Raw genomic sequence first — 19,771 nt, 5'->3', positions numbered from 1 at the left:
CGCATCGAACGTCCGCGCACAGCGAAAGGGCCGCCCCTCTTTGGGCGGCCCTTTCGCTGTGCCGGTGGCCTGATCACAGCCCTGCGGTTGAAGGGTGAAGGAAGTGGAAACCGGGCCGGGGGTGCATCAGGAAGTCGTGGTGGGAGATGTTCCAGGCGTAGGCGCCCGCGAGTGAGAACACCACCCGGTCGCCGGCCCTGAGCCCCGGCGCGGGCACCCGGCGGGCCAGGACGTCCTTCGGCGTGCACAGCTGCCCCGCCAGAGTGACCCGGTCGCCTTCGGCGGCCGACCGCGGCCACGGGTGCGGCCAGGCGTCCACCTTCAGCACGGAACAGGGCTGGTCGTGCCCCTTCGTCGCCGGAGTCCGCAGATGATGGGTGCCGCCACGGACCACCGCGAACTCCTCGCCGTGGCTGCGCTTCACGTCCAGCACCTCGGTGGCGTACCAGCCGCAGTACGCCGTCAGCGCCCGCCCCGGTTCGATGCGCAGGGTCAGCTCCGGGTGCGCTTCGGTGAGACGGGCGAGCCCGCTGCCGTACGCGGCCCAGTCGAAGCGGCGCTCCGGATCGGTGTAGTCGACGGTCATGCCGCCGCCGACGTTGACCTCGGCGAGCGGTACACCGAGGCCCCTCGCCCAGGACACCACGGATTCGGCCACCGCCAGGTGTTCCGCCGCCTCCAGGCCACTGGCCAGGTGCGCGTGAACACCCCGTAGTTCAAGGTGCGGATACATGCCGTCGGCCAGCGCCCGGGCGATGCCGACGGCCTGCGCCGGGTCCAGACCGAAAGGCGTCGGACGGCCCCCCATCGCCAGTGAGCTGCCCGCAAGCGCCCCGTCCGCGACCGGAAGATTGACTCGGACCAGAACCGCCACCCGTCGTCCCGGTGCGGACGTCCGCGCCAGCTCGGCCAGCATGCGCAGCTCGTACTCGCTCTCCACATGGAATCGCTCGACGCCGAGCTCCAGCGCGGCCCGCACCTCGTCCGGCGTCTTGCCGGGACCACCGAAGGCGAGCGGCCGGTCCGGCACCGCCTCGGCCACATGGGCGAGTTCACCGCCCGAGGAGACCTCGTAGCCGTCCACGTACGGGCCGAGCGCGCCGAGGATCTCCGGCTCCGGGTTGGCCTTGGCGGCGTAGTAGACCTCGACCCGCTCGGGCAGTGCGGCCCGCACCGCGGCGGCATGGGCACGCAGCGCCGCCAAGTCGTAGACGTACGCGGGCAGTTCGGTGGCGGGCAGGGACAGGACGCGGTCGCGGACCGCAGGCGTCGGGTCGGTCATCGGGCGCTCCCGGAGGTGTCCCGCAGGATGTCCTCGGCGAGCGGGGACGGCAGCCGGACATACCCGGCGTCCCGGTCCGCCTTGCGCTCCCAGCGGGTGAGCAGATTGGCCTTGGCGGGCAGCGGCACCCCGGCGAGCAGGGCGGCGAGCCTCGGCGGACAGCCATGGCCGTCGGCGTACGCCTGGAGTGTGGCGCGCACCCGGGCCCACAGGGCCGCCTCCGCCTGCGGGTGCAGGTCGGCGAGGGCGGCGAGCAGCTCGGCGATGTGATTGACGAGCAGGCAGTAGACGACCCGGTCCCAGCCGCGCTGCGCGTCGTACGTCATCGGGCCCGCGACATCGGGCGGCAGCGCGGCCAGCGTCCCGGCGTGGTGCTCGGGGACGAGCTTGGCGCCCTCCAGGTCGCGGAAGAGGACCTGGGCGGGCATGCCGTCGGCGCCGACACACACCAGGACGTTCTGCAGGTGGGGTTCCAGGACCAGGCCGTGGTCGAAGTAGGCGGCCAGGACGGGCGGGACGAGCAGGTCGAGATACGTCGACCACCAGGCGAGGGTGGTGCGTACGTCCGCTCCGTCGAGAAGGCGTGAGATGTGGGCGGCGCCGGTCGGATGCTCGTCGGCGACGGCCGCCGCGAGCAGGGGAACAGTGCCCGGGGCGAGGCGGCGCGGCAGGCCCTCGCGGACGATGACGCCGAAGCCCTCGAACAGGTCGCGGTCGGGGGTGCCGTCCGGGCCGGGCAGGGCCAGCGTGCGGTAGGCCGGCTCGCGCAGCACGGCGCTGCCGGGGAAGCGGCCGGCCAGGTCGGCGAGTGCCGGGGCCAGCAGCCGGGTCAGGGCGACGGCGCCGGACAGCTCGTAACTGCTGTTCTTGCGCAGGCAGTTGGTGATCCGGACGTTCAGGCTGAACTTGAGGAACGTCTCCCCGTCGTAGAGGGTGCGCACCGACGCGGTGGCCGCGAAGGGGTGTCCGCCCGGGCCCAGGTCGAGGATGTCACCGCGGTCGAGGGCGGCCCGCAGGGCCGGGTGGGCCCGGAGCGTCTCGTACTGCCAGGGGTGGGCGGGCAGCAGCCGGTAGCCCTCGGGGACGTCCGTGCGCAGTCCGTCCAGCGGGGCGGTCGCCGACGGGTCCGCGGACTCCTCGGCGATCAGATGGGCGCGGACGGCGAGATGCCGCAGCGGGAAGGAGGCTCCGACCTCGGGCGCGTACGCGGACCAGGCACGCGGGTCGCCGGTGCGGGCCTTGGGTGTGGGGTGGAAGCGGTGCCCGAACAGCAGGGACTGCTCGGAGGCCAGATAGGCGGAGAGCCGGTCGTCGGGGAGGCGGGCCGGGCGCGTGGCGGCGAGTGCGGTGGTGATGGCGTCGTGGCTGGAGGCGATCTGATCGAGGAACTCCTCGTTGCGCACGCCGGTGCGCAGTGACAGCTCGTCGTGCGTGTACTCGGCCAGGCGCCGCCAGTCCACCTCCGACCAGCCGTCCTCGCCCTGTTCGCTCACGGGGCCGGTGAAGCGGTGTGCGCCCAGCAGCGAGGTGCGGCGCAGCGCGACCCGCAGCAGCACTCCGCGGCGGGGCAGCCGCAGCAGCAGCCGGCCGTCGGCGACGACCGACTGGTGCTCGGGGCCCGACACCTCGCGCAGCAGGCAGTTGAGGAGCGTGTGGGCCACGGCGTCGTCGGCGGAGGGGAGCCCGGCGGGCGCGGCTGCGGTGGCGGGCGGGCAGGGCGAGACCGCGGTCCCCCCGGACGAGGTCTGGGGACGGATCAGCGAGGGCATCAGCGGCTCCTGCGGGTGCGGAGGGTCAGCGGAGGGAGGACAGTGACCAGTACGGTGACGGCGGCGGCCGCGCTGCCGGTCAGCACGGGTGCGGCCGGGCCGAAGCGGGCGCTGCCCGCCGCCGCGGCCACTCCGGCGGCGACCGCGCCGGCCTTGGAGAAGAACTCCAGCGAGCCGAACATCCCGCCCGGGGCGCGGCCCTTGGCGCAGTCGGCGGCCAGCACCGACAGGCACACCAGGCCGAGGGTGAGGCCCGCGCCCAGCAGCAGCCGTACGGCGATCAGGGTGGGCAGGTCGCCGGCGACTCCGTGCCCGGCGAGCCCGAGTGCGATACAGGCGAAGCCGAGCGCGATCCCGGTGCGGGGACGGCTGTGGAAGGCGGAGTGCACGGCCAGTGCCGAGACCAGGTAGCACAGGTGGGGGAGGGCGAACAGCACACCGGAGAGGGTCGGCGAGGTGCCCGGCAGGCGGTCGTCGACCAGGGCGATCAGATAGGGGAAGGAGATGACCGTGGAGAAGACGAAGGCGAACTCCAAGGCATACAGGGCCTTGAGCGAGATCACGGGCGGCTGGAGCGCGGCAGGCGTCTCGGGGGCGTACTCCGACTCCTGGGCGGCAGGCTCCGGTTCGGGCAGCGCCGCCAGCAACAGAGCGGCCGCCAGCGGCAGTACGGCGAGCAGGGCGTACTGGCGGTGCGGTGAGAGCCGGCCCGACAGCGAGCCGACCACGATCGGGGCCACGACCAGCGCGGCCCGCGCGCTGCCCTGCATCAAGGTGAGCGCCTTGGACAGGGCGGGCCCCTCCAACGCGGCGCCCAGGTACCCGTTCGAGGCGGCGAACGTACCGCCCAGAATGCCCTGCAGTACCAGCGCCACCGTGAACGTGGCCAGGGAGTCCGCCCAGCCCGCGAGCAGGAAAGCGAGGGCCAGCCCCAACTGGGCGCGCAGCAGCAGCCGTTTACGGCCGTAGCGGTCGGCGAGCCGTCCCCACAGCGGGGCGCCCAGCGCGCCGAACACGGTCGGGACGACGTACAGCACGCCCGCCCAGCGGGCGTGGCGGTCACCCAGCTCCGGGAGGATCTCGGTGAGATACGGCGGCAGCCCGAGCGCCGCGAACGACGCCACGAAGTAGCAGCCCGCGACCGCGTGCACATGACCGCGGGTGAACGCCGTACCCGGCATCCGCAGAGTCTCGGCGCTCATACGGAACCCCCCTCGGGCAGCAGGTAGTTGGGGCCGCTCGTGTAGTACTTGTTGACGTCCGCGGCGCCCGAGCGCTCCTTGCTGAGCAGGGTGCCGGCCGTGACCATGGCCTTGACCGGCAGCCGCGGCGCATCGAGGACATGCGCCCGCAGGACCGCGCCCGCGTCACCACCGAGCCGCTCGACGGCCTCCGCCAGCCGGTCGCGGACGATCCCCAGCAGTGCCTTCCGCTGCCCGGCGAGCCCGAATGCGTAGGCCCCCGCACACAGATGGACCGTGATGGTGGCGAACACGTCGGCCACCGGTCCGTCCCCGGCGGTGAGGGTCCGCGGGTCGTCGAAGCCCCACGGCCCGGGCAGCACGTCCGCCAGTCGCGAGGCGTTGATGCGGGGCCCGTCGTTGTCCTTGAACAGCAGCCGCACCCTGCCCGGCGCCAGCACCAGCGAGACGTTCTGCTGGTGCGACTCCAGCGCGATGCCGTAGCCGAACAGGGTGGTCTGCCAGTCGAACAGCAAGGACAGGCAGGCGTCCAGCAGGGCCAGTGGATCGCCGCCGTAGAAGCGGTCGGCCAGGTGGTCGAGGACCAGTCGCCCGCCGGGCGCCTCGGCGAGGAGCGCCGCCAGGGGAACGACGACGGACTCCTCGGAACCGGCCGGGAAGCGGCGGCACAGGACTGCGAGGAGTTCATGGCCCGCGTGCGCGTACGTGGTCTCGTCGGCGTGCAGGATCGTGCCCCGGAAGCGGGGTTCGCGCGCGATCACCGCCTCCACCAGCCGCTGCCCCGCCGCGCCGTCGACGAGCGTGCCGGGCTTGATGGAGCGCTTGTTGCGCAGGCCCAAGGTGGCCGTGGCCAGGGGGAGTTTGAGGTGCAGGGACGGATCCGCGGCCACCGCGACCGTGCGCATCGAGAGCGTCGGCACGACTTCGAGGTGGGCCTGCTCGGCGAGCAGGACACGACCGGCGAGGCCGGTGGTCGACAGTGCCTCGTCGAGCGGCGCGCCGATGGTCAACGGGTGGACGGGCAGCGCCACATGGGTCCGCTCCACCTCGGGCAGACCGAGCCGCGCCGGCGAGGGCCACAGCTCCGGGAGCGCGCCGGTCAGGGTCACCGTCTCACGCGGCACAGCGAGCCAGCGCAGGGCGAAACGGGGGTGGAACTCCGGTGCGTACGCCCGAAGTTGCTCCTCCGACAAGCCTGCGCGGCCGCGCGCGGTCGGATAGACGGGATGGTCGATTCGTGCTGCCAGCGTGTCGTACGCCAGACCCGTCCACCGGGCCGGATCGTGCCCGTACCGGTCGAGGAGCCGCTGGCCGACCTCCTCCCGCGTCCGCGCGTGCAGTCGCATCGTGTCCAGCGTCTGACGGCACTCCTCGGTGAACGCCTCGAAGCCGGCGCGGTCCACGGGCTCGGCGAGCTCACACAGCGCACCGAGCACGGTCTCGTACGAGGTCAGCTCGGAGCCGTTCGACTCCCGTACGAGCAGGGGCAGCCGGGCGCGGTGCTCGCACTGGTAGCCGTCCTCGACGACGGGCAGCAGCAGGGCGTCCTCGGTGGTGGGCAGCCGCAGCCAGTCGCCGTCCGGGCGGTGCGCGAGTGTGCTGCGGCTGCGCAGCCCGACCACGTCCTCCCGCAGCAGGGCGCTGAGCACGCGGGTGAGCAGCTCCGCCTCGCAGGTGTCCCTCACGGTCGGCGCGGTCACGGCTGGATCTCCCAGCGCTGTGCGGCCAGGAAGTCGACCGACACCCGGTCAACCGTCGCCTGGTCGGTGCCGACGGCCCGCAGGACACCGAGGTAGTCACGGTTGGTGCGGTACAGCTCGTGCCGCTCGCCCACCGATCGCAGCGGACGATACGTCAGATGAACGCCGTCGACGGTCAGTTCCTGCGCTGCGGGAGCCTCGGTCAGGGTTCCGGCGCGGTCGGCGCACGGGTAGTCCAGGCGGGCGGCGCCGTTGCGGCGGGCTCCCAGGTCGGCGGGGAGACGCTCGCCCAGATGGGCGTGGAGGATCAGCTCGAAGAGCGGTATGTCCAGCAACCGGGCCAGCAGCAGATCGCACTGGTCGCCGATGGCACGGTAGTTGACCTCGATGATCCTGGCCCGCCCCGCGTGCACCACGAACTCGGTGTGACAGGCGCCGAACCCGACACCCAGCGCGTCCAGTTGGGCGAGCACCTGCGCGACGACCGGCTCTGGATGGGCCGGTACGAAGGTGAGGCGCTCCTCGATGAAGTACGGCGGGGGCGACAGTTCGGTGTGGAAGCCGCCCAGCACATGGCGGACGTGTCCGTCACCGAGCGTCTCCAGGGTGTACAGCTCGCCCTGGAGGAACTCCTCCACGAGCAGGACCGCACGGGGGCGGCGCTCAAGGATGTCCTTGGCGTGCGTGGTCAGTTGCTCGGCGTCCTCGACCAGGACGACGTCCTCGCTGGCCACGCCCTCGCGGGGCTTGAGCACGCACGGATACGGCGCGTCGTGGGGCGCGACCGGCTCGGTGAGCTCGGCCGACCACACCGTGTCCACGCCGGCGGCGGCGAGCCGGCGCCGCATCTCCGCCTTGTCCTTGGTGGCGAGAGCGGCGCGCCAGTCCTTGGCGGGCAGGCGGAAGTAGGCGGCGGCCAGGGCGGCCTGGCCCTGGAGGTGGTCGCTGTTGGTGAAGACGGCGCCGGGGCGGTGGTGCGTCGAGATCCGGGTGATGACCGCCCGGTGGTCACGGACGTCGCACTCCAGGACCTCGGTGTCCGGGTGGGTGCGTCGGTGGGCCTCGGGCTGGTCGGTGAGGACGGTGACGTCCAGGCCCAGCCGGGCGGCGGCCGGCAGGAAGCCCTCGGAGACGGAGTCGGTCGGATTGAGGGCGAGCAGATACAGGCGCATGGCTGATGAACAACTTCCGCTGGTGGGTGGGGGGTTGGGGCGGGACGCGGCGCTGCTGCGACCCGCCCCGAAAGAGCGGGAGTTACTTCTTCGGGAGCTCCACACCGGTGGCCTTCGCCACGTCCTTCAGCATCTGCTCCGCGGCCTGGACACCGATGCCGGACATCCACGTCTCGTCCGGGACGGTGAAGACCTTGCCGTCCTTGACGGCCTTGAGGGACTTCCAGACCGGGTTGGAGGTGACCTGCTTCTCCTGGGTCTTGTCCGGGGTGTCGGCGGTGGTCACGAAGACCAGGTCGGCGTCGGCCTGGTCGATCTCCTCCGGGCTGACGTCCTTCATGGTGACGGCGGGGTCGTTCGACACCTGGGACCTGGGCCGCTTGAAGCCGATGTCGTTCAGCACGACACCGCTGTAGGAGTTGGTCTGGTACAGGCGGGTCGGACCGGCGATGAAGCGGACCACGGACGCCGTCGGCATGGTGCCGCCGTTCTTCTTCCTGATGGCCTCACCCAGCGCCTTGGCCTGTGTCTCGTACTCCTTCAGCTGCGCGGCGGCCTCCTTCTCCAGGCCGAGCGCCTCGGCGTGCACCTTGAGGTTCTGCTTCCAGACACCGCCGGTGGTCTGAGTGAAGACGGTCGGGGCGATGGCGCTCAGCTTGTCGTAGATCTTCTCGTGCCGGACCTTCGACGACAGGATCAGATCCGGCTTCAGCGAGGCGATCTTCTCGAGGTCGGGCTCCAGGAGCGGGCCGACGTCGGCGGTGCCGCTCAGCTCGCCCCTCAGATACGTCGGGAAGCCGCCCTCGCTCTTGAAGTGCGGGGCGACCGCGCCGACCGGGTCGATGCCGAGCAGCGTGACGTCGTCCAGCTCACCGGTGTCGAGCACCACGACCCGCTTGGGCTGCGAGGGGATCTTGACGTCGCCCATCACCGTCTTCAGGGTGCGCGGGAAGCCGGCCGAGGCCACGCCGGAGGCCTTGGCGGTGTCGGCCGCGTCGGTCTTCTCGCTGCCGCAGGCGGCCAGTACGGCCGTACCGAGCACGACGGAGAGCAGCGCGGCGATCAGCCGGTCGGTTCCGCGCAGGGGAGAGCGCTTGAACATGGGGGGTGGGTCCTTCTGGTAGGGGAGTCGTGGGTCAGGCGGATGCGGCCGGTTGCCGGACCGCGCTGCTTTTCGGGACGACCAGCGGAGTGCCGGTCTCCGGGTCGGGGATCACCCGGCAGTCCACGTCGAACACGGACCTGACCAGATCCGCGTCGAGGACGTCGGCCGGGGTGCCGGCGGCGGCGAGGCGGCCCTCCTTGAGGACCACCATGTGGTCCGCGTAGCGGGCGGCCTGTCCGAGGTCGTGCAGCACCATCACCACGGTGCGGCCCGCCTCGGCGTGCAGGGCGGCCACCAGGTCGAGGACGTCGAGCTGGTGCCGCAGGTCGAGGAAGGTGGTCGGCTCGTCGAGCAGCAGCAGCTCGGTGTCCTGCGCCAACGCCAGGGCGATCCAGGCGCGTTGCCGCTGGCCGCCGGAGAGCCGGTCGACGGGCTGGTCGCGCAGGGACGCGGTGCCGGTGCGCTCCAGTGCCTCGTCCACCGCCCGCTGGTCCGCCGCCGACCAGGGACTCAGCAGCCGCTGATGCGGATACCGGCCCAGGCGTACGAGCGCCTCGACGGTGATCGCCTCGGGGGTGACCGGCTGCTGGGGCAGCAGTCCCATCCGGCGGGCGAGCGTCCGCGCCGGCATACGGTGGATGTCCGCGCCGTCCAGCGTGACCGTGCCCGCGGACGGGGCGAGCAGCCGGCTCAGCCCCCGCAACAGGGTCGACTTCCCACAGGCGTTGGGACCGACGATCGCGGTGACGGCGCCGCCCGGCAGCGTCAGATCGAGCCCGCCGACGACGAGCCGGTCGCCGTAGCGCAGATCGAGGCCCTGGGTCTGCAACTGGTTGGTCATGCGTGGCTCCTCTGCACGGGTGAGCTCTGCCGGAACATCAGCACCAGCAGCCAGGGCGCGCCCAGCGTGGCGGTGACCGCCCCGACCGGCAGCCCCTCGATCGGCAGCAGGTGCTGCACCACCAGGTCGGCGGCGAGCAGCAGCACCGCTCCGGTGAGACCGGCCAGCCCCAGGGACGCGGCCGTCGGCGGACCGGTGACCAGGCGCACGAGGTGCGGTACGGCGAGCGCGACGAAGGTCACCGGACCGGCGAGCGCGGCCGCGAGGGACGCCAACGCCACGGCGACGAAAAGAAGTTGGAGGCGGGCGGCGGACGTTCCGAGGCCCAGGGCCCCGGCCGACTCGTCCCCGAGGTCGAGCAGGGCCAGCCGCCGGTGCAGTACGAGGGCGGCGGCGAGCGCGAGCACCATGGCGCCGGCAGCTCCCCACACCTCCGGCCACGTCCGCCCGTACACCGAGCCCGTGGTCCACTGCAGGGCCGATCCGGCGAGCTCCGCCGGGAAGCGCACGATCATCAGGTTGACGGCGGCGGCCAGCCCCGCCTGCACGGCGAGCCCGGTGAGCACCAGCCGGGTGACGGCGAGCCCGGACCGCCAGGCGAACACGCCCAGCAGCAGCGCCGCGAGCAGGCCGCCGCCCAGCGCGCCGACCGGGATCAGCGTCTGCGAGGCCCCGGCGGCGATCAGCGCCACCGCTCCCAGCGAGGCCCCGCCTGTCACGCCCATGACATCAGGAGAGGCCAGGGGGTTGCGGAACAGCCGCTGCAGCACGCAGCCCGCCGCTCCCAGACCGGCACCGGCGACGACCGCCGCCACCGCCCTGGGCGCCCGGAACTGCTGCACCACCAGCACGTCCCCGGAATCCCCGAGCCCGACCAGCGCCCGCAGCGCCGTGCCCGCGGGCATGGGCATCTCACCGGTCGTCAGGGAGACGGTGAGCAGGACGAACAGTGCGAGGATGCCGCCGGCGGCGAACAGCAACACACGGCGTCGCACCCGGGCCCGGGAGGCGGACTTCGTACGAACGGCGGCGACGGTGACGGTCATCGGGCCACCCTCCGGGCCAGCAGCGCCAGCAGGGGCGCGCCCAGGAAGGCCGTCACTATGCCGACCTCCAGCTCCGAGGGGCGGATCACCATCCGGCCGAGGACATCGGCCGCGAGCAGCAGCAGCGGCCCTGCGATCAGACAGCCGGGCACCAGCAGCCGGTGGTCGGAGCCGAGCAGGGGACGTACGAGATGAGGCGCGGCGAGGCCGATGAAGGCGACCGGCCCGGCCAGGGCGACCGCCGATCCGGCGAGCAGGACCACCGCGATGCCGCCCGCCAGCCGGATGCGGGCCACCGGTACCCCGAGCGCCTGGGCCGAGTCGTCGCCCAGGGCAAGGGCGTTGAGGGCGGGTGACACGGCGAGGGCGAGCACCAGGCCGAGCAGCAGGGTCGGCAGCACCGGCCACAGCACGGCGAGGGGCCTGCCGGAGAGGGATCCGGCCAGCCAGAAGCGGGCCTCGTCGAGGGTGCGCTGGTTCAGCAGCATCACCGCCGACGTCCAGGACAGCAGCACCAGTTGGAGCACCGTGCCGCCGAGGGCGAGCCGTACGGGATCGATGTCCCCGGCGCGGCGGGCCAGCGCCTGGGCGAACAGGGCGGCGCCCGCGGCCCCGGCGAACGCGAACCACACGTACTGCACGGGGTCGTTGAGCTTCAGCGCGAAGATCGCGACGACGACCGCGAAACCGGCGCCCGCGTTGATGCCGAGGGTGGTCGGCGACGCGAGCGGATTGCGCGTGATGCCCTGCGCGACGGCCCCGGCGACCCCGAGCGCGGCGCCCACCGCGAGACCGATGACGGTACGCGGCAGCCGCAGCCCGGTGACCACGAGCGCCTCCCGGCCCTGGGCGTGGCCGAACAGCGCGTCGGCCACCGTGGACAGGGGCACCGACCGGGCGCCGAGCGCGAGGCTCAGCGCGGTGCAGAGCACCAGGGCGCCCAGTCCGGCGAGGAACAGGGGGAGGTGTCTGAGGGCATGGAAGGGCACACCGACAGGTGCGCCCCGTTGGGTCGCAGTCACAAGGCGTGAGCTTAGGCTAGCCTTCCTTTACTTTTCAATCGGCTGTGAAGTGACGCTGACGTGGGGGTTCCATGATCGGGACTTGCGAAAGCCCTGCTGATCACTCCTGCCTCGCTGTGAAGTAAGGTGAGCCTTACCTTCTCGGTTTTCTTTGAACGTCCTGTGCTGGAGCGCCCATGTCCGTGGCTCTGAAGACCCCGCCCGCCGGCGCCGTCACGCACGCCCTCGCCGGTGCCTACCGCAGACTCACCGACATCTGCGAAACGCTGCACGTACGGGTCGTCGAGCCGGGGGATGAACCTCAAGCCCCCGTCGCGGCAGCCGAGTTGGCGTCCGACCGCAGCGTGCTCGACGCCTTCGTCGACGCCGAGGCGGCCCGCATCCACGCCCGATACGGCATCACCGCGCGCCGCGACGTCGCCGCCTCACGGGCCCTGCACGACTACGCCTGGACCCTCGGCGTCCTGCTGGGCGGGACCTGGTACCTCGAACGGCGCGTACCCCGCATCCGCCCCGAGGCCCTGCGGCTGGACCTCGCCGCAGGTTCGTACGAGATCACGCCCGGAACCGAACTCGTCTGTCTGCCCGGCGACCCTGTCGCCTCGCTCCCGGGGGCGCTGACGGCCTCTCAGGAGGAGCCGCTGCGGGCCGCGTTGCGCATGTCGATGGCCGACCACATGCGCCCGCTGATGTCCGCGATCGGCCCGGTCGCACGACGCGGCGCGCGTTCCCTCTGGGGCCTGGTCGCCGACGACCTCGTGTCCGGCATCTGGTACCTGGGCCGCACGCTCGGCCAGGAGGCCGACGCCGTACGGGCCGCCACCGAAGTCCTCCCGATCGCCGCGTCCCCGTACCCGAACGGAGCCGACTTCCGCCACCTGACGGCCGCCGACGGGCGTCGGCACATCACCCGCACCCGCACCGGCTGCTGCATGTTCTACGCGATCCGCGCCGCCGAGGCATGTCTGACCTGTCCTCGCACCGGCGACGTGGAACGCCTGCGCAGGTTGGGGAGCTGAAAGGGAGACGGCCGGGGGCGCGCCCCATAGGGGCGCGGGGAACTGCGCGATCAGCCACAACGACGCCGCAGTCGAACAAAAACACATCAGCTGGTGGCAAGGAACTGCGTGGCCGCCAACTCCGCGTACAGCGGATCCGCCGCAACCAGTTCCCGATGGGTCCCAACCGCCCGCACCCGCCCCGCATCCATCACCACGATCCGCTCGGCCATCGCCACGGTGGACAGCCGGTGCGCAACGACGAGAACGGTAGTAGTCCGGGCGACATCGTCGACCGTATCCCGCAGCGCCGCCTCATTGACCGCATCCAGCTGCGAGGTCGCCTCGTCGAGCAACAGCAGCCGTGGCCTGCGCAGCAGTGCCCGGGCGATGGCGACCCGCTGCCGCTCACCGCCCGACAGCTTGGTGCCGCGGTGCCCCACCAGCGTGTCGAGGCCGCCGGGCAGCCGAGCGACCAGGCCGTCCAGCCGGGTCGTCTTCAGCACCCGGGCGACGGCGTCCTCGTCCGCATCCGGATCGCCCAGCAGCAGATTGTCCCGCAGTGAACCCGACAGCACGGGTGCGTCCTGCTCCACATAGCCGATCGCCGACCGGAGCCTGGGCAACTCCCAGTCCCGCAGGCCGATTCCGTCCAGCGTGATGGTCCCGGACTCGGGATCGTAGAACCGCTCGATGAGCGAGAACACCGTGGTCTTGCCCGCGCCGGACGGGCCGACGAACGCCGTCATGCCACGGGCCGGCACGGAGAACGTCACCCCGTGATGGACATACGGCAGATCGTCGGCGTACCGGAAGCGGACCTCGTCGAAGGCGACCGCGGCCGGTTCCGCGCCCGGGGTGGGCAGCGGGGCGGGCCGGGCCGCCGGTTCGGAGGGCAGGCTCAGCGCCTCCTGGATGCGGGCGAGGGCGGCGGCGCCCGTCTGGTACTGCGTGATCGCGCCGACCACCTGCTGGATCGGCGACATCAGATAGAAGACGTACAGCAGGAACGCGACCAGCGTGCCCACCTGGATGGCTCCGGTCGCCACCCGGGCCCCGCCCACCGCGAGGACCGTGATGAAGGCGATCTGCATCGCGAGACCGGCCGTGTTGCCCGCCGCCGCCGACCACTTGGCGGCGCGCACGCTCTGCCGCCACGACTCCTCGGCGGCCTCGTGCAGGGCCCGCTCCTCCCGGTCCTCGGCGCCCGACGCCTTCACCGTGCGCAGCGCGCCGAGAATCCGCTCCAGCGAGGCCCCCATCACACCGACCGCGTCCTGCGCCTGCCGGCTGGCCCGGTTGATGCGCGGCACGATCACGCCGAGCACCGTGCCCGCCCCGAGGATCACGCACAGGGTGACGCCGAGCAGCACCGGATCCACCAGCCCCATCATCACCACCGTCGCGACAAGGGTGAGCCCGCCCGTGCCCACGCCGACCAGCGAATCGGTGGTGACCTCGCGCAGCAGCGTGGTGTCGGAGGTGATGCGGGCCATCAGGTCGCCCGGTTCGCTGCGGTCCACCGCGGGGATCCGCAACCGCAGCAGATACGAGGACAGGGCGCGCCGCGCGCCGAGCACCACCGACTCCGCGGTCCGCCGCAGCACATACGAACCGAGCGCGCCCAGCGCGGCGTTGGTGACCACCAGTCCCGACATGGCGAGCAGCGCGCCCGTGATGGCCCGGTCGTGCGACAGATCGTCGATCAGCCCCTTGGCGACCAGCGGCAGCAGCAGCCCGGTCGCCCCCGTGACCAGCGACAACAGTGCGCCCGCCAGCAGGGCCCACCGGTGCGGTCGTACATAGGCGAGGAGCAGCCGCCAGGCGGGCGGTCGGGGCTCGGGCTCGGCGATGCTCACGGCGCTCCTCGGGAGTCGTGCGGAGCATTCAGGCTACGTCGGCGCCCGCCCACGAGGTGCGGTCGCTCCCGCACGGCCACGGCCCGAACGTGGCGGGCTCCGGCACCGTTACTGATCAGTTACCCGTAGGGTCGGAAGCACGGACATCCGCAGACGAAAGGTTTCAACGCCATGGCGCAGGAAGTACGCGGCGTGATCGCACCGGGCAAGGGTGAGCCGGTGCGGGTGGAGACGATCGTCGTGCCGGACCCCGGTCCGGGGGAGGCGGTCGTACGGATCCAGGCGTGCGGGGTGTGTCATACCGATCTGCACTACAAGCAGGGCGGAATCAGTGACGACTTCCCCTTCCTGCTCGGTCATGAGGCGGCCGGCGTGGTGGAGTCGGTCGGCGCGGGCGTCACGGACCTCGCCCCCGGTGACTTCGTGATCCTCAACTGGCGTGCGGTGTGCGGCAATTGCCGGGCCTGTCTGCGGGGGCGGCCCTGGTACTGCTTCAACACCCACAACGCCGAGCAGAAGATGACCCTCACCGACGGCACCGAGCTGTCCCCGGCGCTGGGCATCGGCGCGTTCGCGGAGAAGACGCTGGTCGCGGCCGGGCAGTGCACGAAGGTGGATGCGAGCGTGGCGCCGCAGGTGGCCGGGCTGCTGGGCTGCGGCGTGATGGCCGGCATCGGCGCGGCCATCAACACCGGCAACGTCGGCCGTGGCGACACGGTCGCCGTCATCGGCTGCGGTGGCGTGGGTGACGCGGCGATCGCGGGCGCGAACCTGGCCGGCGCCGCGAAGATCATCGCGGTGGACATCGACGACCGCAAGCTCGCCAAGGCACGCGAGATGGGCGCCACGCACACGGTCAACTCCAAGGACAGCGACCCGGTGGACGCCATCCGCGAGCTGACCGGCGGCTTCGGCGCCGATGTCGTCATCGAGGCGGTCGGGCGCCCCGAGACGTACCAGCAGGCCTTCTACGCCCGCGACCTCGCCGGCACGGTCGTCCTCGTCGGAGTGCCCACCCCCGAGATGAAGCTCGAACTGCCCCTGCTGGACGTGTTCGGGCGCGGCGGATCGCTGAAGTCGTCCTGGTACGGCGACTGCCTGCCCTCCCGCGACTTCCCGATGCTCATCGACCTGCACCTGCAGGGCCGCCTGCCGCTGGACAAGTTCGTCACGGAGACCATCCAACTCACCGACGTGGAGAAGGCGTTCGAGCGGATGCACCACGGCGACGTGCTGCGCTCGGTGGTGGTGCTGTGATGGCCGCACGCATCGAACGTCTCGTCACCTCCGGCACCTTCAGCCTCGACGGCGGAACCTGGGAGGTCGACAACAACGTCTGGATCGTCGGCGACGACCACGAGGTCATCGTCATCGACGCGGCCCATGACGCCGACGCCATCGCCGAGGCCGTCGGGGACCGCCGCCTGGCGGCCATCGTGTGCACCCACGCCCACAACGACCACATCGACGCCGCGCCCGCGCTCGCCGACCGCACCGGCGCGACCATCTGGCTGCACCCCGACGACCTGCCGCTGTGGAAGCTCACCCACCCCGACCGCGACCCCGACGCCCACCTGGCCGACGGCCAGGTCATCGAGGCGGCAGGGGTCGACCTCACCGTGATCCACACGCCCGGCCACGCGCCGGGCGCCGTCTGCCTCCACGACCCCGCCCTGGCCGCGGTCTTCACCGGGGACACCCTCTTCCAGGGCGGCCCCGGCGCGACCGGCCGCTCCTACTCCCACTTCCCGACGATCATCGACTCCATCCGCGACCGTCTGCTCACCCTCCCCCCGGAGACCAAGGTCCTCACCGGCCACGGCGATCCGACCACCATCGGAGCCGAAGCACCCCACCTGGAGGAGTGGATCGCCCCCGGCCACTGAGGCCGGATCGCGGCCACCCGGGCCGAAACCCATCGGGCCGGAGAACCCCTGGTCGGCGGAACCGCGCCCTGCCGGATGAGTACGCGTACTCATGCCTCGCGGCCGTCCGCCGACGCAGACTGACGACTCCGTAATCGATCATCAGGGAGTAAGCGTGAGACGTACCCGACTGGCTCTGACGGCGCTGGTGGCCTTAGGAGCGATCGCGGCCGGAACCGGATCCGCCGCGGCGGACGACGTGCTGCTGCCGGATCCCGGGGAGGACGGCCTGCTGTGGGTGACGGGGCAGACGGGCGACGGTGGCGCCGTGTCGGCCGGTGCGACCCAGTATCGGCGGACCGTCCTGACCGTGGCCTGCAAAGGCGGCGGCCACGTGAAAGTGACGATGCAGTCGCTGGACACGCAGGTGGCAGAGTTCTCCGTCCGCTGTCCGGCCAGGTCCGCCGGCGTCGGCTCGGTGACCTTGGACCAGGGCGTCGTCCAGTCGGGATCCTTCGGCGTGGGCATCCATGCCTCGAAGCAGACGATCCAGTGGGCGCTGACGGTCGTGCAGCCGAGGTGACGCGCGTCCCGAGGACGACGCAACACTCGGCATAAAGACGACAGAGGATGTCCGGCTTACCCGGCAGTGTGAAGGCGACGAACGCGTTCAACGGGAGGCCGGACATGTCACAGCCGCTGAAGGGCAAGGTCGCGCTGGTCGCCGGGGCGACACGTGGGGCCGGGCGAGGCATCGCCGTGGAACTCGGCGCGACCGGCGCCACGGTGTACGTCACCGGACGCACCACCCGTGCGCAGCGCTCGGAGTACGACCGCCCCGAGACCATCGAGGACACCGCCGACCTCGTCACCGAAGCGGGCGGCCGGGGCATCGCCGTACCGACCGACCACCTCGACCCCGCGCAGGTCCGCACCCTCGTGGACCGGATCGCGGACGAACAGGGCCGACTCGACGTCCTCGTCAACGACATCTGGGGCGGCGAGAACCTCTTCGCATGGGACAGGCCCCTCTGGGAGCACGACCTCGACGACGGACTCCGGCTGCTGCGGCTCGCCGTCGAGACCCACGCGATCACCAGCCACCACGCCCTGCCCCTCCTGCTGCGCCACCCCGGCGGCCTGGTCGTGGAGGTCACCGACGGAACCGCCGAGTACAACCGCGACACCTACCGCGTCTCCTTCTTCTACGACCTCGCCAAGGCGTCCGTGCTGCGCATGGCCTTCGCCCTGGCCCATGAACTCGGACCGCGCGGGGCGACGGCCCTCGCGCTGACGCCCGGCTGGCTGCGCTCGGAGATCATGCTCGACCAGTTCGGCGTCCGCGAGGACAACTGGCGCGACGCCCTCGAACGCGTCCCCCACTTCGCGATCTCCGAGACCCCGCACTACGTGGGGCGTGCCGTCGCCGTCCTCGCCGCCGACCCCGAGGTGGCCCGGTGGAACGGCGCGTCCCTCTCCAGCGGCTCACTCGCCCAGGAGTACGGCTTCACGGACCTCGACGGCAGCCGCCCGGACGCCTGGCGGTATCTCGTCGAGGTGCAGGACGCGGGGAAGCCGGCGGACCCGACCGGCTACCGCTGAGGAGACACGGGGTCCCCGGCGCGGACGGACCAGCGCGCCGAATGGCCCGGCGGAAGGCCGAGGTCCTCCCGCACCGCCGCGTAGTAGGCCGTACGTCCGGCGCGCTGCTGATCCAGCAGCGACCGCCAGGCCTCCGGATCCCTGGTGCCCTCACGCACGAACCGTTCCATCTCCATCACCGTCACGACCCAGGCCCGTGACTTCGTCACCACCTCGGGGCTGCCCAGCATGATCAGCGCCTCACCCGCAGGGTCTCGTCCGGCGTTCGCCGCGGCCAGCAGCGGCTTGGCCTCTTCCAGGGTGAGGGGATCCGGGTGGCTCCCGTTGCCGAGTTCGGAAGCGACCCGGTACGTCACCGTGACCGTCTGCTTCACCGACCGCGCGTAGTCGGAGTACACCGCCAGCCGTCTCTCCTCCCATCGTGCCGCCTGTTCGCGTCGGAACCTCACCTGGTCGCCCCGCACGACCGCCAGATAGGAACCGAATGCGCCGATCACCACACCGATGAGCGCGGGAAGTTGCTGTATGAACGCGGACATGGCCGCACGTTATCTGCCTTCTTGATCGCCCCGGGAGTAGGTTCGGCCCATGGCTGACACGAAGCGTTTCGAGGGGTACGGAGTTCTCGTCACCGGAGCCGCCCGCGGCATCGGAGCCGCCGTCGCCCGGCGGCTGGCCGAGGAAGGGGCGCGGGTGCTGCTGACCGACGTGGACGCACCCGAGGCGGCCAGGACGGCGGAAGTCCTGCGCGAACAGGGCCTGGCCGCCGAGGCGTTGGGGTGCGATGTGGCCGACCGGTCCTCGGTGGAGGCGGCTGTCGCGCATGCCGTGGACGCCTTCGGCTCGCTGGACGTCCTGGTCAACAGCGCGGCGAGCTGCACCCCCGACACCCCGCTGTTCGAGGACGGCCCGGACGAGGCCTGGGACCGCGACCTCGACATCACCCTGACGGGAACCTACCGCTGCTGCCGTGCGGCCCTCCCGCACCTGGCCGCCTCCGGCCGCGGCGCCGTCGTCACCATCGGTTCCGTCAACGCCCTTCAGGACTTCGGCAACCACGCCTACAGCGCGGCCAAGGCCGCTCTGGTCTCCCTGACCCGCACCATGGCCGCGCACGTCGCCGCACGCGGCGTCCGCGTCAACCTCGTGGTGCCCGGCACGGTGCGCACCTCGGCGTGGGAGGGCCGCGAGGACGAGCTCGAGGCCATGCGTCCGCTGTACCCCCTCGGCAGGGTCGGGGAGCCGGACGACATCGCGGCCGCCGTCGCCTTCCTCGCCTCCCGCGAGGCGTCCTGGATCACCGGCACCTCGCTCACGGTCGACGGCGGCGTCACCGCGGTGAACACGGGATTCCTCAGGACGACACGACAGCACCGGGACCTCTGAGACTCCCGGGACAGGTGAGAACCCAGGGACGTAGGCGGCCCGCCCCTGGGGCGTGCATCACGCTGTGACCTGCGGCACTGCGAATGTCACCGTTTCGTCGCATCGTGAGGAGGCCTTGCAACCGATCGCGCCGGTCGCCGGTCTAGCTGGCAGAGATCGCAGATCCGACCGAATCCGACCGCACGAAAGGCAAGGCAGGCCATGGGGGACATACGCAGATGGGGTGCCGTCGCACTCGGGCTCACCGGACTGGTGGCACCGCTCGCACTCGCGCTGGGGACGGCGCCCGCACAGGCGGCCACGAGCTGCACCACACAGACCGGGCCCTACCAGAAGCAGGTCGAGAAGTTCCTCGGCCTGACCGTCGACGGCAAGCAGTCCGCTACCGACTGCAAGGCCATCAAGGCCTTCCAGACCAAGCACGGCATCACCCCGAACATCGGCTACGCGGGTTCCGTCACCTGGGGCGTGATGGACCTCATGAACAAGCAGAAGGCCGTCGGTACCAACCCCAACCGGGACGGCGCCTGCCCGACCAACAAGGGCCGCATCGCCTGTGTGAACCTCACCCTCCAGCTCAGCTGGATCCAGGACGGCAGCAGGCTCGTCTACGGCCCCGTTCCGGTCCGCGCCGGCCGCGACGGCTACGAGACCCGCACCGGCCTGAAGAAGATCTACTGGCGGGACAAGAACCACGTCTCGAACATCTACAACGTGCCCATGCCCTACAGCCAGTTCTTCGACGGCGGCCAGGCCTTCCACTCGGTCAACCTCAGCATGTGGAACCCGCCCGGCTCGCACGGCTGCGTCAACATGACCCCCACCACGGCCAAGAAGTACTGGGACCTGCTGAAGACCGGCGACGACGTCTTCGTCTACGGCCGCAAGCCGGGCACCTGAGCAGGTGCCCGGCCCGGCGTCC

Annotated in this window: 18 protein-coding genes; 7 read left to right on the top strand and 11 right to left on the bottom strand. The window is 71.7% G+C overall.

Features of this window, described 5'->3' with window-relative positions:
- Positions 1-73: 73 nt before the first annotated feature.
- The 9 genes from ACFY1U_RS31870 to ACFY1U_RS31830 all read right to left on the bottom strand — a co-directional run bounded on the left by ACFY1U_RS31870 (position 74) and on the right by ACFY1U_RS31830 (position 11,106).
- Positions 74-1,282: a type III PLP-dependent enzyme gene (locus tag ACFY1U_RS31870; RefSeq protein ID WP_390697592.1), complete on the bottom strand. Its 1,209-nt coding sequence runs from the start codon at positions 1,280-1,282 to the stop codon at positions 74-76.
- Complete coding sequence (locus ACFY1U_RS31865) at positions 1,279-3,051, bottom strand: IucA/IucC family protein (RefSeq protein ID WP_390697591.1); 1,773 nt, start codon at positions 3,049-3,051, stop codon at positions 1,279-1,281. Before ACFY1U_RS31865 ends, ACFY1U_RS31870 begins: the two co-directional genes overlap by 4 nt.
- Positions 3,051-4,253, bottom strand: coding sequence for an MFS transporter (locus tag ACFY1U_RS31860; RefSeq protein ID WP_390697590.1), 1,203 nt, complete (start codon positions 4,251-4,253; stop codon positions 3,051-3,053). Before ACFY1U_RS31860 ends, ACFY1U_RS31865 begins: the two co-directional genes overlap by 1 nt.
- Positions 4,250-5,953, bottom strand: a complete 1,704-nt coding sequence (locus ACFY1U_RS31855; protein WP_390697589.1) for an IucA/IucC family protein — start codon at positions 5,951-5,953, stop codon at positions 4,250-4,252. Before ACFY1U_RS31855 ends, ACFY1U_RS31860 begins: the two co-directional genes overlap by 4 nt.
- Positions 5,950-7,125 (bottom strand): acetyl-CoA carboxylase biotin carboxylase subunit family protein, encoded by a 1,176-nt coding sequence (locus ACFY1U_RS31850; RefSeq protein ID WP_390697588.1) that lies wholly within the window; start codon positions 7,123-7,125, stop codon positions 5,950-5,952. The genes ACFY1U_RS31855 and ACFY1U_RS31850 overlap by 4 nt, the downstream gene beginning before the upstream one ends.
- An 82-nt stretch (positions 7,126-7,207) precedes the next feature.
- Positions 7,208-8,227 carry an ABC transporter substrate-binding protein gene (locus ACFY1U_RS31845; protein ID WP_390697587.1) on the bottom strand — a complete coding sequence of 340 codons (1,020 nt, stop codon included), beginning with the start codon at positions 8,225-8,227 and terminating at the stop codon, positions 7,208-7,210.
- A gap of 34 nt (positions 8,228-8,261) precedes the next feature.
- Positions 8,262-9,071 (bottom strand): ABC transporter ATP-binding protein, encoded by an 810-nt coding sequence (locus ACFY1U_RS31840; RefSeq protein ID WP_390697586.1) that lies wholly within the window; start codon positions 9,069-9,071, stop codon positions 8,262-8,264.
- Positions 9,068-10,117 (bottom strand): FecCD family ABC transporter permease, encoded by a 1,050-nt coding sequence (locus ACFY1U_RS31835; RefSeq protein ID WP_390697585.1) that lies wholly within the window; start codon positions 10,115-10,117, stop codon positions 9,068-9,070. Before ACFY1U_RS31835 ends, ACFY1U_RS31840 begins: the two co-directional genes overlap by 4 nt.
- The gene (locus ACFY1U_RS31830; RefSeq protein WP_390697771.1) at positions 10,114-11,106 is read right to left on the bottom strand and encodes a FecCD family ABC transporter permease; all 993 of its coding nucleotides are present in this window, start codon (positions 11,104-11,106) and stop codon (positions 10,114-10,116) included. The genes ACFY1U_RS31835 and ACFY1U_RS31830 overlap by 4 nt, the downstream gene beginning before the upstream one ends.
- Before the next feature lie 209 nt (positions 11,107-11,315).
- Here ACFY1U_RS31830 and ACFY1U_RS31825 point away from each other — a divergent pair, with 209 nt between their 5' ends.
- Positions 11,316-12,158 (top strand): (2Fe-2S)-binding protein, encoded by an 843-nt coding sequence (locus ACFY1U_RS31825; RefSeq protein WP_390697584.1) that lies wholly within the window; start codon positions 11,316-11,318, stop codon positions 12,156-12,158.
- Between the two features lie 86 nt (positions 12,159-12,244).
- Here the strand turns inward: ACFY1U_RS31825 and ACFY1U_RS31820 are convergent, their stop codons facing one another.
- A complete protein-coding gene (locus ACFY1U_RS31820; RefSeq protein ID WP_390697583.1) occupies positions 12,245-13,996 on the bottom strand; it encodes an ABC transporter ATP-binding protein in 1,752 nt (583 codons plus the stop codon).
- 171 nt (positions 13,997-14,167) lie between these two features.
- Between ACFY1U_RS31820 and ACFY1U_RS31815 the strand changes: the two genes are divergently transcribed.
- From ACFY1U_RS31815 to ACFY1U_RS31800, 4 genes are all read left to right on the top strand, one after another.
- Complete coding sequence (locus ACFY1U_RS31815) at positions 14,168-15,253, top strand: S-(hydroxymethyl)mycothiol dehydrogenase (protein ID WP_390697582.1); 1,086 nt, start codon at positions 14,168-14,170, stop codon at positions 15,251-15,253.
- Entirely contained in the window at positions 15,253-15,882 is a 630-nt protein-coding gene (locus tag ACFY1U_RS31810) for an MBL fold metallo-hydrolase (protein WP_390697581.1), read from the top strand. Before ACFY1U_RS31815 ends, ACFY1U_RS31810 begins: the two co-directional genes overlap by 1 nt.
- Before the next feature lie 154 nt (positions 15,883-16,036).
- The gene (locus tag ACFY1U_RS31805) at positions 16,037-16,444 is read left to right on the top strand and encodes a hypothetical protein (protein ID WP_390697580.1); all 408 of its coding nucleotides are present in this window, start codon (positions 16,037-16,039) and stop codon (positions 16,442-16,444) included.
- A 104-nt stretch (positions 16,445-16,548) separates the two neighbouring features.
- On the top strand, positions 16,549-17,463 hold the full coding sequence (locus tag ACFY1U_RS31800) for an SDR family oxidoreductase (RefSeq protein WP_390697579.1): 915 nt from the start codon (positions 16,549-16,551) through the stop codon (positions 17,461-17,463).
- On the opposite strand, the gene ACFY1U_RS31795 is transcribed toward ACFY1U_RS31800, so the two are convergent.
- Complete coding sequence (locus ACFY1U_RS31795) at positions 17,454-18,002, bottom strand: hypothetical protein (protein ID WP_390697578.1); 549 nt, start codon at positions 18,000-18,002, stop codon at positions 17,454-17,456. The two genes, ACFY1U_RS31800 and ACFY1U_RS31795, sit on opposite strands and share 10 nt — an antisense overlap.
- Before the next feature lie 49 nt (positions 18,003-18,051).
- Between ACFY1U_RS31795 and ACFY1U_RS31790 the strand changes: the two genes are divergently transcribed.
- Complete coding sequence (locus tag ACFY1U_RS31790; RefSeq protein ID WP_390697577.1) at positions 18,052-18,849, top strand: SDR family NAD(P)-dependent oxidoreductase; 798 nt, start codon at positions 18,052-18,054, stop codon at positions 18,847-18,849.
- A 201-nt stretch (positions 18,850-19,050) separates the two neighbouring features.
- Complete coding sequence (locus ACFY1U_RS31785) at positions 19,051-19,749, top strand: L,D-transpeptidase family protein (protein WP_390697576.1); 699 nt, start codon at positions 19,051-19,053, stop codon at positions 19,747-19,749.
- The last annotated feature ends 22 nt before the right edge of the window (positions 19,750-19,771 follow it).

It is taken from the genome of Streptomyces sp. NPDC001351 (assembly GCF_042896045.1).
Classification (GTDB): Bacteria; Actinomycetota; Actinomycetes; order Streptomycetales; family Streptomycetaceae; genus Streptomyces.
The sequence above is the reverse complement of the archived record's forward strand: the minus strand, read 5'-3'. Positions and strand labels throughout refer to the sequence as shown.

Coding starts and splice junctions, on each gene's coding strand:
- ACFY1U_RS31790 (WP_390697577.1), top strand. CDS start 18,052: ATGGCTGACACGAAGCGTTTCGAGGGGTACGGAGTTCTCGTCACCGGA.
- ACFY1U_RS31810 (WP_390697581.1), top strand. CDS start 15,253: ATGGCCGCACGCATCGAACGTCTCGTCACCTCCGGCACCTTCAGCCTC.
- ACFY1U_RS31800 (WP_390697579.1), top strand. CDS start 16,549: ATGTCACAGCCGCTGAAGGGCAAGGTCGCGCTGGTCGCCGGGGCGACA.
- ACFY1U_RS31815 (WP_390697582.1), top strand. CDS start 14,168: ATGGCGCAGGAAGTACGCGGCGTGATCGCACCGGGCAAGGGTGAGCCG.
- ACFY1U_RS31795 (WP_390697578.1), bottom strand. CDS start 18,002: ATGTCCGCGTTCATACAGCAACTTCCCGCGCTCATCGGTGTGGTGATC.
- ACFY1U_RS31850 (WP_390697588.1), bottom strand. CDS start 7,125: ATGCGCCTGTATCTGCTCGCCCTCAATCCGACCGACTCCGTCTCCGAG.
- ACFY1U_RS31870 (WP_390697592.1), bottom strand. CDS start 1,282: ATGACCGACCCGACGCCTGCGGTCCGCGACCGCGTCCTGTCCCTGCCC.
- ACFY1U_RS31860 (WP_390697590.1), bottom strand. CDS start 4,253: ATGAGCGCCGAGACTCTGCGGATGCCGGGTACGGCGTTCACCCGCGGT.
- ACFY1U_RS31835 (WP_390697585.1), bottom strand. CDS start 10,117: ATGACCGTCACCGTCGCCGCCGTTCGTACGAAGTCCGCCTCCCGGGCC.
- ACFY1U_RS31845 (WP_390697587.1), bottom strand. CDS start 8,227: ATGTTCAAGCGCTCTCCCCTGCGCGGAACCGACCGGCTGATCGCCGCG.
- ACFY1U_RS31840 (WP_390697586.1), bottom strand. CDS start 9,071: ATGACCAACCAGTTGCAGACCCAGGGCCTCGATCTGCGCTACGGCGAC.
- ACFY1U_RS31785 (WP_390697576.1), top strand. CDS start 19,051: ATGGGGGACATACGCAGATGGGGTGCCGTCGCACTCGGGCTCACCGGA.
- ACFY1U_RS31825 (WP_390697584.1), top strand. CDS start 11,316: ATGTCCGTGGCTCTGAAGACCCCGCCCGCCGGCGCCGTCACGCACGCC.
- ACFY1U_RS31865 (WP_390697591.1), bottom strand. CDS start 3,051: ATGCCCTCGCTGATCCGTCCCCAGACCTCGTCCGGGGGGACCGCGGTC.